The organism is Streptomyces sp. enrichment culture, from assembly GCF_964272895.1.
In the GTDB taxonomy this organism is placed as follows: domain Bacteria; phylum Actinomycetota; class Actinomycetes; order Streptomycetales; family Streptomycetaceae; genus Streptomyces.
Window position 1 is genome coordinate 4,528,596 of the sequence record NZ_OZ186832.1, and the last position, 11,780, is coordinate 4,540,375.

Sequence of the window (11,780 nt, forward strand, 5' to 3'; positions counted from 1 at the left end):
GTGCCCGGCCGGGGTGCTGCCCGGCCGGGCGCGGCAGGCGCTCAGCCGCGTACGTCGCGCCAGGCCCGGGGGATCGACTCCGCGACGTCCTGGGCGGAGGCGGGGGCCCCGGCCGCCGCGTACCGGCCCGCCAGGCCGTGGAGGTACGCCGCCGCGCTCGCCGCGTCGCGGGGCCGCAGGCCGGCGGCGAGCAGGGAGCCGGCGAGGCCGGAGAGGACATCGCCGCTGCCGGCCGTGGCGAGCCAGGAGGTGCCCGTCGGGTTCACCCGGACCGGCGTACCGTCCGCCGCGTCGGCGACCAGGGTCGTCGAGCCCTTCAGCAGCACCGTCGCCCCGTAGCGCGCGGCCAGCTCCCGCACCGCCGAGAGCCGGGCGCCCTCGACCTCCTGCCGGGTGACCCCGAGGAGCGCCGCCGCCTCTCCGGCGTGCGGGGTCATCAGGGTGGGGGCGGTACGGGCCTGTACGGTCCGCCGGTCCGCCAGGCGCAGGCCGTCGGCGTCCACGAGGACGGGGACCTCGGCCGCCAGGGCCTCGGCGACCGTCGCCGCGTCGTCGCCGGCGCCCGGTCCCACCACCCATGCCTGGACGCGGCCGGCCTTCGCGGGGCCGCGGTCCGACACCAGCGTCTCGGGGAAGCGGGTGATCACCGCGTCGCCCGCGGGGCCGACGTAGCGGACCGCGCCCGCGCCGCCGCGCAGCGCCCCGGCCACGGCCAGCACCGCCGCCCCCGGATAGCGGGCCGAGCCCGCCGCCACGCCCACCACACCGCGCCGGTACTTGTCGCTCTCCGGCGCGGGGACCGGCAGCAGCCGGGCCACGTCCGCGTGCTGGAGCGCCTCCAGGGCGGCGGTGGCGGGGAGTTCGGGGGCGAGGCCGATGTCGATCAGGCGGACCGTGCCCGCGTGGTCCCGCGCCGGGTCGATCAGCAGGCCCGGCTTGTGGGTGCCGAAGGTGACCGTGAGGTCGGCCCGGACCGCGGCGCCGTGCACCTCGCCGGTGTCCGCGTCCACGCCGCTCGGCAGGTCCACGGCGACGACGGCTGCCGCGGAGCGGGCGGCGGCGCCCGCCAGGCGCTCGGCGTCCGGGCGCAGGCCGCCCCTGCCGCCGATGCCGACGATGCCGTCCAGCACCAGATCGGCCCGGGCGATCCACCGCTCGGCGTCCTCGGTGCCGGTCACCGTCCCGCCCGCCCGGCGCAGGGCCGTGAGGCCGCCGGGGTGCGCGCGGGCCGGGGAGAGCAGCACGGCCGTGACACCGGCCCCGCGCCGGGCCAGCCGCGCCCCCGCGTAGAGGGCGTCGCCGCCGTTGTCCCCGCTGCCGACCAGCAGGACGACCCGGCTGCCGTAGACCCTGCCGAGCAACTCGGCGCAGGCGGTGGCCAGTCCGGCCGCGGCCCGCTGCATCAGCGCGCCCTCCGCAAGCCGCGCCATCAGCTGCCGCTCGGCGGTCCGCACCGTTTCCACGCTGTACGCAGTACGCATGCCGACGAGTCTGCCGCGCCCCCGCGGCGATCACCAGCGGCCCGGCGGTGGCCGCGTTCTGCCGGGTCGGCCGCGCCCCGGCACCGCTCACCGGGTCAGCGCCTCCCCCGCGAGGTGCCTCACCCCTCCGCGATCACCACCGCCGACGCCACTCCGGCGTCATGGCTGAGCGACACATGCCAGGAGCGGACGCCGAGTTCCGCCGCGCGGGCGGCCACCGTGCCGCGGACGCGCAGGCGGGGCCGGCCGCTGTCCTCGACGTAGACCTCCGCGTCGGTCCAGTGCAGCCCGGCCGGGGCGCCCAGGGCCTTGGCCAGGGCCTCCTTGGCCGCGAACCGGGCGGCGAGGGAGGCGACACCGCGGCGCTCCCCGCTGGGGAGCAGCAACTCGCTCTCCAGGAAGAGGCGTTCGGCGAGTGCGGGCGTGCGTTGCAGGGACGCGGCGAAACGGTCGATCTCCGCCACGTCGATACCGACCCCGATGATGCTCATGCCGAGCACCCTAGGTGCCGTACAAGGGTGGCGTACGTCCGGGTGACCCGTGCCGCGCGGCGGCCGCCCGCCGGCCGGGGCGGCGGTTTTGCTGATGGTGTGATCAGTACGAAGACCGTCGCTCCGCTGCTCGCCCTCGCGCTCCTCCTCCCCGCCGGCACCGCCGTGGCCGACCCCGCACCGGTCGCCGACGCCGAGGGCGAGCTGGTGCCCGGCGTGGCGCCCGGACCCGGACAGCCGTGGACCGTGGACACGCCGGACCAGGTCCTCCCGCCGCGGGTGTACACGCCCTCGGCGCGGGAGGACGCCGTCGAGCCGAAGGAGGCGCCGCCGGGGACGTACGACCCGGTCGAGTACGTGCCGCTCGGTGACGCCGTCGCCCGCGTCGCGTGCAGCAAGCAGACCGGGCCGTACCAGCGGCAGGTGGAGAAGTGGCTGAAGCTGAAGGTGGACGGCAAGCAGTCGCCGGCCGACTGCAAGGCCATCCGGGCGTTCCAGCTGAAGTACGGGATCAAGCCCGCGATCGGGTTCGCCGGGCCCGTCACCTGGGCGCACATGATGCTGGTGTCCGCCCGCAAGAACCCCAACGCGGCCGGTAGGTGCCCGGTGCGGACCTACCAGGTGGCCTGCGTGGACCTCAGCCGTCAGCTGACGTGGGTGCAGAAGGGGAAGAAGGTCGTCTTCGGACCCGTACCGATGAGGAGCGGCCGGGCCGGCTACCGGACCCGGACCGGATGGCACAAGATCTTCTGGAAGCACAAGAACCACGTGTCGACGCTCTACCACCAGCCCATGCCCTACGCGCAGTTCTTCAGCGGGGGACAGGCGTTCCACGCCGTGTACGGGACGATCTTCACCACCGTCGGCTCGATGGGCTGCGTCAACCTGCGCCTCGGGGACGCGAAGAAGCTGTGGAACGTGACCAGGACGGGCGACCGGGTGTACGTGTGGGGGCGGCGGCCGGGGACCTGAGCCGTGCCCGCCCAGGGCTGTCCGGGCCCTCTGAGACACTGGGCGGGATGAGTGAGACTGCAAGCCTGCCCTCCGCCCCGCTGCGCGCCCGCGCCGAGATCGACCTGGCCGCGCTGCGGGCCAATGTGCGCACCCTGCGCGCGAAGGCGTCCGGCGCGGCCGTGATGGCCGTGGTGAAGTCCGACGCCTACGGCCACGGGGCCGTGCCGTGCGCCCGTGCGGCGCTGGCGGCGGGGGCGACCTGGCTGGGCACCGCCACTCCCGAGGAGGCCCTCGTGCTGCGGGCCGCCGGGCTGACGGACGTCAGGATCCTGTGCTGGCTGTGGACGCCCGGCGGACCCTGGCGGGAGGCCGTCGAGGCCGACCTCGACGTGGCGGTCAGCGGGATGTGGGCCCTGCGGGAGGTCACGGCGGCCGCCCGGCAGGCGGGCCGCCCCGCGCGGGTGCAGCTCAAGGCCGACACCGGCCTCGGCCGCAACGGCTGCCAGCCCGGCGACTGGGCCGGGCTCGTCACCGAGGCCCTGCGCGCCGAGCGCGACGGCCTGATCCGGATCACCGGACTGTGGTCCCACTTCGCCTGCGCCGACGAGCCCGGCCACCCCTCCATCGCCGCCCAGCTCACCCGCTTCCGGGAGATGCTGGCGTACGCGGAGGGCCAGGGCGTGACGCCCGAGGTGCGGCACATCGCCAACTCGCCCGCCACCCTCACCGTTCCCGAGAGCCACTTCGACCTCGTACGGACGGGGATCGCGCTCTACGGCGTCTCGCCCGCCCCCGAGCTCGGCACCCCCGCCGAGCTGGGGCTGCGCCCGGTGATGACGCTGTCCGCGTCCGTCGCCCTGGTCAAGCAGGTGCCCGGTGGGCACGGCGTCTCCTACGGCCACCACTACACGACCGCCGGTGAGACGACCCTCGGCCTGATCCCCGTCGGCTACGCGGACGGCGTCCCGCGCCACGCCTCCGGTGCCGGACCGGTGCTGGTCGGCGGCAAGTGGCGCACGGTCGCCGGGCGGATCGCGATGGACCAGTTCGTCGTCGACCTCGGCGGCGACGAGCCGGCGGAGGGGGAGGAAGCCGTCCTCTTCGGGCCCGGCGACCGCGGCGAGCCCACCGCGCAGGACTGGGCGCGGGCCGCGGGCACCATCGCCTACGAGATCGTCACCCGGATCGGAAGCCGCGTGCCGCGCGTCTATGTCGACGAGGACCGAGAGGACCGGCGCACCCAGTGAGGAGCGGTACGTGAGCGAGAGCAGCACGGAGGCCGCCGCGGCCGTCGCCGCCGCCACGGGGGCGGCGGGGAACTGGCGCCGTGCCACCGGGATCGCGGGCGTGGCGATAGGCGTGGTGGCGGCGGGCGCGGCGGCCGGTGTCGCCATAGAGCGGATGACCGTGGGACGCGGCATGCGCAGAAAGGCGCAGCTCGCCCTCGACTCCGCCGGCCCGTACGGGGCGCTGCGCGGCACGCCCGGCAAGGCGTACGCCGACGACGGCACCGAGCTGTACTACGAGGTCGACGACGTGGACCCGGAGGGCGGCACCGCGCCGCGCCGGCGCCGGCTGTTCGGCCGCAAGGCACCGGCTCCGGTCACCGTCGTCTTCAGCCACGGCTACTGCCTCAGCCAGGACTCCTGGCACTTCCAGCGGGCCGCGCTGCGCGGTGTCGTGCGGACCGTGCACTGGGACCAGCGCAGCCACGGCCGCTCCGGGCGCGGGGTCGGGCAACTGCGGGACGAGGTGCCGCTGAGCATCGACCAGCTGGGGCGGGATCTGAAGGCCGTGATCGACGCGGCCGTGCCCGAGGGGCCGATCGTGCTGGTCGGGCACTCCATGGGCGGGATGACCGTGATGGCGCTGGCCGCGCAGTTCCCCGAGCTGATCCGGGAGCGGGTGGTCGCGGTCGCCCTGGTCGGTACGTCGTCGGGGCGGCTCGGCGAGGTCAACTTCGGGCTGCCGGTCGCCGGCGTGAACGCCGTGCGGCGGGTGCTGCCGGGCGTGCTGAAGGCGCTGGGGCAGCGGGCCGAGCTGGTGGAGAAGGGGCGCCGGGCGACGGCCGACCTGTTCGCCGGGATCATCAAGCGGTACTCGTTCGCGTCCCGTGACGTGGATCCGGCGGTGGCGCGGTTCGCCGAGCGGATGATCGAGGGCACGCCGATCGATGTGGTCGCGGAGTTCTATCCGGCGTTCACCGACCACGACAAGACGGAGGCGCTGGCGCACTTCGCCGGGCTGCCGGTGCTGGTGCTGGCGGGCGTGCGGGATCTGGTGACGCCGAGCGAGCACAGCGAGGCGATCGCCGATCTGCTGCCCGACGCCGAGCTGGTGCTGGTGCCGGACGCGGGGCATCTGGTGATGCTGGAGCACCCGGAGGTGGTCACCGACCGGCTCGCCGATCTGCTCACCCGTGCGGGGGCGGTGCCCGCAGGGGCTACCGTGGGTGGCTATGGAAGCAGCAGTACCGCAGGGCCCCGTTGAGGCCCGGCTGACCGTCACCTCCCCCGAGCAGATGCGCGAGCTGGGCCGGCGCCTGGCGAAGGTGTTGCGGGCGGGGGACCTCGTGATGCTCAGCGGGGAGCTGGGGGCCGGGAAGACGACGCTGACGCGCGGGCTCGGGGAGGGGCTGGGGGTCCGCGGGGCCGTCACTTCGCCGACGTTCGTGATCGCGCGGGTGCATCCGTCCCTGGGGGACGGCCCGCCGCTGGTGCACGTCGACGCGTATCGCCTGGGCGGCGGGCTCGACGAGATGGAGGACCTCGACCTCGATGTGTCGCTGCCGGAGTCGGTGGTGGTCGTGGAGTGGGGCGAGGGCAAGGTCGAGGAGCTGACCGAGGACCGGTTGCAGGTCGTCATTCACCGGGCCGTGGGGGACACGGACGACGAGGTGCGGCAGGTGACGCTCACGGGGCTCGGGGAGCGGTGGGCTTCGGTGGATCTGGGGGTGCTGGGCGCCTGAGCGTGTGCGGGGTTCTGTCGTCTCGCGGGTGCCGCCCTTCGTCGTGGCTTGTCGCGCCCACCCGGCGGTGGCCGCACAGCGGGCAGAACCCCGCGCCCCCGACGGCGTTGCCCTCACCCGCGTTTCGTGGTTAGGTCTACCTAACTTCGCCCGCCCCCAGTCCCCAGGAGGCGTCTGTGCACCCCACCGAGCGAGACGAGAAGCAGCCCCCCGCGCTGTCCGTCGTTCCCATGCGTGACCTGCTCGCCGCCTGTGCGGCCGCCGCCCTCGTGTCCACGCCGCCTCCCGTGCCCCAGCCGGGGACCCAGGCCGCTTAGCCCCGAGGCGGGTCGCTAGCGGATCACGACCACCTTCTGGCCGATCGTCGCGAAGTCCCACATCGCGTCACCGTCCTTGCGTGACTCGCGGATGCCGCCGGTCTTGACGCGAGGGTTGGGACGCGGGGTGGAGCCGTCGACGGCGGCGCTGAAGCCGATGGAGACGCCCTGGGCGCTGGTGAAGCGGACGACGTGTTCGACGGGGGTGCCGTCGGTGCCGGTGACGGCGTTGGAGCGGGATGTGACGGCGTAGGTGCCGGGGGCGGGGTCGACGGTGCCGGGGGTGACCCGGAAGGTGCGCAGGACCTTGTTGCCGCCGCCGACCAGCCAGACCCGGTCGTCGTCCACCGAGTACACGACACGTTCACCCGAACCGGAGCCGGACGGCAGGGCGGCGGGGTGCGCCTTGTCGCGGGGCACCTTGGTGGCCGAGACGTCCTTCGGTGAGGCCAGGTGCGGGTTGCCGAGCTCCGGCGGGACGTCCGCCGCGGCCTGGAAGGCGAGCAGGCCGACCGTCGCCACGGCCGCCGCGGTGAGTCCGGCCACGAACCCGGCGCTGCTGCTTGTCACGGTCGTCCACCTCTGTGTCGTACGTCCTATTTCGTGGTGACGTTAGCAGTCGCCGCGCGACCGACCGGGGCGGCCGTACGGGCGGCGCGGTGGCCGTAGGCTGTTTGCGTGCTCTTGCTCGCTCTGGATACCGCCACCCCCGCCGTCACCGTCGCCCTGCACGACGGGACGGACGTCATCGCCTCGTCGAGCCAGGTCGACGCGCGCCGGCACGGCGAGCTGCTGCTGCCCGCCGTGGACCGCGTGCTCGCGGAGGCGGGGCTGAAGCTCGACGCCGTGACCGGCATCGTCGTCGGGATCGGACCCGGCCCGTACACCGGACTGCGCGTCGGTCTGATGACCGCCGACACCTTCGGGCTCGTGCTCGGCGTCCCCGTGCACGGCGTGTGCACGCTGGACGGCCTCGCCTACGCCGCCGACATCGAGAAGGGCCCCTTCGTCGTGGCCACCGACGCCCGGCGCAAGGAGGTCTACTGGGCCACGTACGCCGACTCCCGGACCCGGCTCACCGACCCGTCCGTCGACCGGCCCGCCGACATCGCCGAGAAGGTCGCGGGGCTGCCCGCCGTCGGCGCGGGCGCGCTGCTGTACCCGGACACCTTCCCCAGCGCCCATGAGCCCGAGCATGTGTCGGCGGCGGCCCTCGCGTCGCTGGCCGCCGAGCGGCTCGCCGCGGGGCAGGAACTGCCGGCGCCGCGGCCGCTGTATCTGCGCCGGCCGGACGCCCAGGTGCCCAAGAACTACAAGGTGGTCACCCCCAAGTGACCGCGCCCGTGACGACACTGCGCGAGATGCGCTGGTGGGACATCGACTCCGTGCTGGAGCTGGAGCGGGACCTCTTCCCCGAGGACGCCTGGTCGCGGGGCATGTTCTGGTCCGAGCTGGCCCATGCGCGCGGTCCTGGGGCGACCCGCCGCTATGTCGTCGCCGAGGACGGCGAGCGGCTCGTCGGCTACGCGGGACTGGCCTCCTCCGGCGACCTCGCCGACGTGCAGACCATCGCCGTGGCCCGCGACCACTGGGGCACCGGCCTCGGCGCGCGGCTGCTGACCGAGCTGCTGCGGGCGGCGACCGCCTTCGAGTGCACCGAGGTCATGCTCGAGTGCCGGGTGGACAACGTCCGCGCGCAGAAGCTCTACGAGCGCTTCGGCTTCGAACCCATCGGGTTCCGGCGCGGCTACTACCAGCCGGGGAACGTGGACGCCCTGGTGATGCGCCTGACCGACCCACAGAACTCCGCACAAGGAACCGAGATCAATGGCTGACGAACCCCTGGTTCTGGGGATCGAGACCTCCTGCGACGAGACCGGCGTCGGCATCGTCCGGGGCACCACGCTGCTCGCGGACGCCGTCGCCTCCAGCGTCGACGAGCACGCCCGGTTCGGCGGCGTCGTGCCCGAGGTGGCCTCGCGCGCCCATCTGGAGGCGATGGTCCCCACCATCGACCGCGCCCTGAAGGAGGCCGGGGTCACCGCCAAGGACCTCGACGGCATTGCCGTGACCGCCGGCCCCGGCCTCGCCGGCGCGCTGCTGGTCGGCGTCTCCGCGGCCAAGGCGTACGCCTACGCCTTGGGCAAGCCGCTGTACGGCGTCAACCACCTGGCCTCGCACATCTGCGTGGACCAGCTGGAGCACGGCCCGCTGCCCGAGCCGACGATGGCGCTGCTGGTCAGCGGCGGCCACTCCTCGCTGCTGCTGTCCGCCGACATCACCTCCGACGTCCGTCCGCTGGGCGCGACGATCGACGACGCGGCCGGCGAGGCATTCGACAAGATCGCCCGTGTGCTGAACCTGGGCTTCCCCGGCGGTCCGGTCATCGACCGGTACGCGCGCGAGGGTGACCCGGAGGCCATCGCCTTCCCGCGCGGGCTGACGGGGCCGCGCGATCCGGCGTACGACTTCTCCTTCTCCGGCCTGAAGACGGCCGTCGCCCGCTGGATCGAGGCCAAGCGGGCCGCGGGCGAGGAGGTGCCGGTGCGCGATGTGGCGGCGTCCTTCCAGGAGGCGGTCGTGGACGTGCTGACCCGCAAGGCCGTGCGTGCCTGCAAGGACGAGGGCGTCGACCATCTGATGATCGGCGGCGGTGTCGCGGCCAACTCCCGGCTGCGGGCGCTGGCCGAGGAGCGCTGCGAGCGCGCCGGCATCCGGCTGAGGGTGCCGCGGCCCAAGCTGTGCACCGACAACGGCGCGATGGTGGCCGCCCTCGGCGCCGAGATGGTCGCCCGGGGCCGGGCCGCCTCCGGCTGGGAGCTGTCGGCCGACTCCTCCCTGCCGGTGACCGACCCGCACGTGCCGGGCCACGACCACGTCCACGAGGTCAGCAAGGAGAACCTGTACCCGTGACCGTCGCCCTGATGTGGGAGGCCCGCGCCGTGCCCGGCCGCGGCGCGGAACTGCTGGCCTGGGCACGGGCGCAGGAGCTCACGGCCGAGCCCCTGCGCCGGGAGACCTTCCGCGCGCCCGAGGACCGGGTGCTGGTCATCACCTGGTGGGACGCGGCGTACGACGCCGACCTGCCGGAATTGCCCGAGCCGGACGGCGAGCTGGTGACCCGCTCGGTGCACCGCTGGCGCTTCGAGTCGGCCGGCGAGGGCTGACCGTCACGGGCCGGGCGGCGCAGACCCACCGTCGAGGGGGGCGCGCCGGTACCGGTCCGGTGCGAACCCGTCAGTCGACGGGGTACGCGGCCGACGCGCAGCGCAGCCGGCGGGTCCCGTCGAGTACCCGCGTCTCACCCGTCAGACGGATGTGCGCCACCTGCCGTACGTCCGTGCTGGAAGCGGCCAGCCGCAGCTCCAGGGCGCCCGGTTCCACGATCCGCCGGCCGTGGGTGTCCGTGAAGGACGACAGGTCGGCGTGGAAGCGGAAGGTGACGCGGGCGGCCTCGCCGGGAGCCAGGTCGACGCGGTGGTAGCCGACGAGGCGGACGTCGGGGCGGGTGACGGAGGCGACCGGGTCGTGGAGGTAGAGCTGGACCACCTCGGTGCCCTCGCGCTCGCCCGTGTTGCGGACGGTGACGGCGAGGTCGAGGGAGCCGTCCGTCGGGATGTCCGTGCCGTCGGTGAAGTCCTCCCAGGCGAAGGTCGTGTAGGAGCGGCCGTGGCCGAAGGGGTACAGCGGGGTCGGGTCCAGGCTGCTGACGTCGCCGGCCAGGCCGAGGGGCGGCTGGAGGTAGGTCCAGGGCTGGCCGCCGGGGGTGTGCGGGACGCTCACCGGGAGGCGGCCGGAGGGGTTGACCCGGCCCGACAGGACGCCTGCGAGGGCCGGGCCGCCCTCCTCGCCGGGGAAGAACGCCTGGACGGCGGCCCCGAGCCGGTCGTGCCAGCGGCCCAGGGCGTAGGGGCGGCCGGTGAGCAGGACCAGGACGACGGGGACGCCGGTCGCCGTCAGCGCGTCCAGCAGTTCGCCCTGGACGCCCGGCAGCCGCAGGTCCGCCACGTCGCAGCCCTCGCCGGACGTGCCCCGCCCGAACAGGCCCGAGCGGTCGCCGAGCACGGCCACGCACACGTCCGCCTCGGCGGCGCGGGCGACGGCCTCCTCGAAACCGCTGGTGTCGGGGTCGTCGACGCCGCAGCCCTCGGTGAAGGTGACCTTGGCGTCGGGGAGTTCGGCGCGCAGCGCCTCCAGGACCGTGGGGATGTCGATGCCCATGGGCACCTCGGGGTGCTGGACGCCGACGTGGGAGGGGAAGGAGTAGCAGCCGAGCATCGCCAGGGGGTCGGTCGCGCGGGGGCCGACCACCGCGATGCGGGCGTCCGGGGACAGGGGGAGGACGTCGTCCGGGTTGGCCAGCAGCACCACCGACTGCTCCGCCAGGCGGCGGGCCAGCGCGCGGTTCGCGGGCGGGTCCAGGTCGACCGTCTCCGGGACCTCCGGTTGCCAGTCCTCGTCCAGCAGGCCCAGTTCGCACTTCTGCGTCAGGACGCGGCGGGCCGCGCGGTCGATCAGCTCCTCGGGGACCGTGCCCTCCTGCACGGCCTTCAGCAGCGGGTCGCCGTAGCAGTTCAGGGTGGGCAGTTCGACGTCGATGCCGGCCGCGAGGGCCGCGTGCGCCGCACCGGCCGGGTCGGCCGCCACGCGGTGCAGGGTGCGCAGGAAGTCGACGCCGAAGTAGTCGGACACGACCGTGCCGGTGAATCCCCACTCCTCGCGCAGCAGTTCGGTGAGCAAGCGGGCGTCGGCGCTCGCCGGGACGCCGTCGGTCTCGTTGTAGGCCGCCATGACCGACCGCGCCCCGCCCTCGCGCAGCGCCATCTCGAAGGGCGGCAGCGTCACATCGGCGAACTCGCGGGTGCCGGCCCGCACGGGGGCGAGGTTGCGGGCGCCGACGGAGGCCGCGTACCCGGCGAAGTGCTTGAGGGTGGCCACGATCCCCGCCGACTCCAGGCCCCGGACGTAGGCGGTGGCGATCGTGCCGACCAGGTACGGGTCCTCCCCGATGGTCTCCTCGACCCGGCCCCAGCGGGGATCGCGGACGACGTCCAGGACGGGCGCGAGGCCCTGGTGGACGCCGACCGTGCGCAGGTCGTGGCCGATGCGCCGGCCCATCTCCTCCACCAGCGCGGGGTCGAAGGCGGCGCCCCAGGCCAGCGGCACCGGGTACGCGGTCGCGCCCCAGGCGGTGAAGCCGGCCAGGCACTCCTCGTGGGCCAGGGCCGGGATCCCGAAGCGGTTGGCGGCGGCGATCCGGCGCTGGGCGGCGGCCAGGGAGCGGGCGCCGGCCGCCGGGTCGACGGGGGCGGTGCCGAAGGGGCGGGTGAGCTGGCCGAGCCCTCGGGTGATCAGCTCGTCCCAGTCGTAGTCGGTGTTCATCTGGTCCTGGTGCGGGGCGACACCGTCGCCGTCCGTCCCCGCGCCCACCCACACGCCGTAGAGCTGGGCGGTCTTCTCCTGGAGGGTCATCCGGGAGAGCAGGTCGGTGACGCGGTCGGCGGCGGGCAGGGCGCGGTCACGCCAGGGAGCGGTGGTCATGGAACTCCTGTCAGAGTCGAGGGGCACG

At 74.7% G+C, this 11,780-nt stretch carries 12 protein-coding genes; 8 read left to right on the top strand and 4 right to left on the bottom strand.

From position 1 onward, the window contains the following. Positions 1 to 41: 41 nt before the first annotated feature. Both ACSU6M_RS20665 and ACSU6M_RS20670 read right to left on the bottom strand, forming a co-directional pair. On the bottom strand, positions 42 to 1,481 hold the full coding sequence (locus ACSU6M_RS20665; RefSeq protein WP_437071220.1) for an NAD(P)H-hydrate dehydratase: 1,440 nt from the start codon (positions 1,479 to 1,481) through the stop codon (positions 42 to 44). Between the two features lie 119 nt (positions 1,482 to 1,600). Beyond that, positions 1,601 to 1,972, bottom strand: a complete 372-nt coding sequence (locus tag ACSU6M_RS20670; protein WP_437071222.1) for a holo-ACP synthase — start codon at positions 1,970 to 1,972, stop codon at positions 1,601 to 1,603. A 102-nt stretch (positions 1,973 to 2,074) separates the two neighbouring features. Between ACSU6M_RS20670 and ACSU6M_RS20675 the strand changes: the two genes are divergently transcribed. Genes ACSU6M_RS20675 through tsaE form a run of 4 tightly spaced genes read left to right on the top strand, consistent with a single transcriptional unit; the run spans position 2,075 to position 5,894 of the window. After that, positions 2,075 to 2,944, top strand: a complete 870-nt coding sequence (locus tag ACSU6M_RS20675) for a L,D-transpeptidase family protein (protein ID WP_437075260.1) — start codon at positions 2,075 to 2,077, stop codon at positions 2,942 to 2,944. 47 nt (positions 2,945 to 2,991) lie between these two features. Next, positions 2,992 to 4,173: an alanine racemase gene (alr, locus tag ACSU6M_RS20680; RefSeq protein WP_437071224.1), complete on the top strand. Its 1,182-nt coding sequence runs from the start codon at positions 2,992 to 2,994 to the stop codon at positions 4,171 to 4,173. A gap of 10 nt (positions 4,174 to 4,183) precedes the next feature. Beyond that, complete coding sequence (locus ACSU6M_RS20685; RefSeq protein ID WP_437071226.1) at positions 4,184 to 5,416, top strand: alpha/beta fold hydrolase; 1,233 nt, start codon at positions 4,184 to 4,186, stop codon at positions 5,414 to 5,416. Then, positions 5,385 to 5,894: a tRNA (adenosine(37)-N6)-threonylcarbamoyltransferase complex ATPase subunit type 1 TsaE gene (tsaE, locus tag ACSU6M_RS20690; RefSeq protein ID WP_437071227.1), complete on the top strand. Its 510-nt coding sequence runs from the start codon at positions 5,385 to 5,387 to the stop codon at positions 5,892 to 5,894. The genes ACSU6M_RS20685 and tsaE overlap by 32 nt, the downstream gene beginning before the upstream one ends. 332 nt (positions 5,895 to 6,226) lie before the next feature. On the opposite strand, the gene ACSU6M_RS20695 is transcribed toward tsaE, so the two are convergent. After that, the gene (locus tag ACSU6M_RS20695; RefSeq protein WP_437071229.1) at positions 6,227 to 6,781 is read right to left on the bottom strand and encodes a hypothetical protein; all 555 of its coding nucleotides are present in this window, start codon (positions 6,779 to 6,781) and stop codon (positions 6,227 to 6,229) included. Positions 6,782 to 6,889: 108 nt separating this feature from the next. Here ACSU6M_RS20695 and tsaB point away from each other — a divergent pair, with 108 nt between their 5' ends. From tsaB to ACSU6M_RS20715, 4 genes are read left to right on the top strand one after another with little or no spacing between them, the layout of a single operon-like run. Next, the gene (gene tsaB / locus ACSU6M_RS20700) at positions 6,890 to 7,546 is read left to right on the top strand and encodes a tRNA (adenosine(37)-N6)-threonylcarbamoyltransferase complex dimerization subunit type 1 TsaB (protein WP_437071230.1); all 657 of its coding nucleotides are present in this window, start codon (positions 6,890 to 6,892) and stop codon (positions 7,544 to 7,546) included. Beyond that, the gene (gene rimI, locus ACSU6M_RS20705) at positions 7,543 to 8,046 is read left to right on the top strand and encodes a ribosomal protein S18-alanine N-acetyltransferase (RefSeq protein WP_437071232.1); all 504 of its coding nucleotides are present in this window, start codon (positions 7,543 to 7,545) and stop codon (positions 8,044 to 8,046) included. Before tsaB ends, rimI begins: the two co-directional genes overlap by 4 nt. After that, positions 8,039 to 9,124, top strand: coding sequence for a tRNA (adenosine(37)-N6)-threonylcarbamoyltransferase complex transferase subunit TsaD (tsaD, locus tag ACSU6M_RS20710; RefSeq protein ID WP_437071233.1), 1,086 nt, complete (start codon positions 8,039 to 8,041; stop codon positions 9,122 to 9,124). Before rimI ends, tsaD begins: the two co-directional genes overlap by 8 nt. Further along, positions 9,121 to 9,378, top strand: a complete 258-nt coding sequence (locus ACSU6M_RS20715) for a hypothetical protein (RefSeq protein WP_437071235.1) — start codon at positions 9,121 to 9,123, stop codon at positions 9,376 to 9,378. Before tsaD ends, ACSU6M_RS20715 begins: the two co-directional genes overlap by 4 nt. Positions 9,379 to 9,448: 70 nt before the next feature. On the opposite strand, the gene ACSU6M_RS20720 is transcribed toward ACSU6M_RS20715, so the two are convergent. Further along, positions 9,449 to 11,752: a glycoside hydrolase family 3 N-terminal domain-containing protein gene (locus tag ACSU6M_RS20720; protein ID WP_437071236.1), complete on the bottom strand. Its 2,304-nt coding sequence runs from the start codon at positions 11,750 to 11,752 to the stop codon at positions 9,449 to 9,451. Between the last annotated feature and the right edge of the window lie 28 nt (positions 11,753 to 11,780).

Excerpts from the sequence above, each read along its gene's own strand:
- ACSU6M_RS20670 (WP_437071222.1), bottom strand. The coding sequence starts at position 1,972 with ATGAGCATCATCGGGGTCGGTATCGACGTGGCGGAGATCGACCGTTTC.
- tsaE (WP_437071227.1), top strand. The coding sequence starts at position 5,385 with ATGGAAGCAGCAGTACCGCAGGGCCCCGTTGAGGCCCGGCTGACCGTC.
- ACSU6M_RS20665 (WP_437071220.1), bottom strand. The coding sequence starts at position 1,481 with ATGCGTACTGCGTACAGCGTGGAAACGGTGCGGACCGCCGAGCGGCAG.
- tsaD (WP_437071233.1), top strand. The coding sequence starts at position 8,039 with ATGGCTGACGAACCCCTGGTTCTGGGGATCGAGACCTCCTGCGACGAG.
- alr (WP_437071224.1), top strand. The coding sequence starts at position 2,992 with ATGAGTGAGACTGCAAGCCTGCCCTCCGCCCCGCTGCGCGCCCGCGCC.
- ACSU6M_RS20720 (WP_437071236.1), bottom strand. The coding sequence starts at position 11,752 with ATGACCACCGCTCCCTGGCGTGACCGCGCCCTGCCCGCCGCCGACCGC.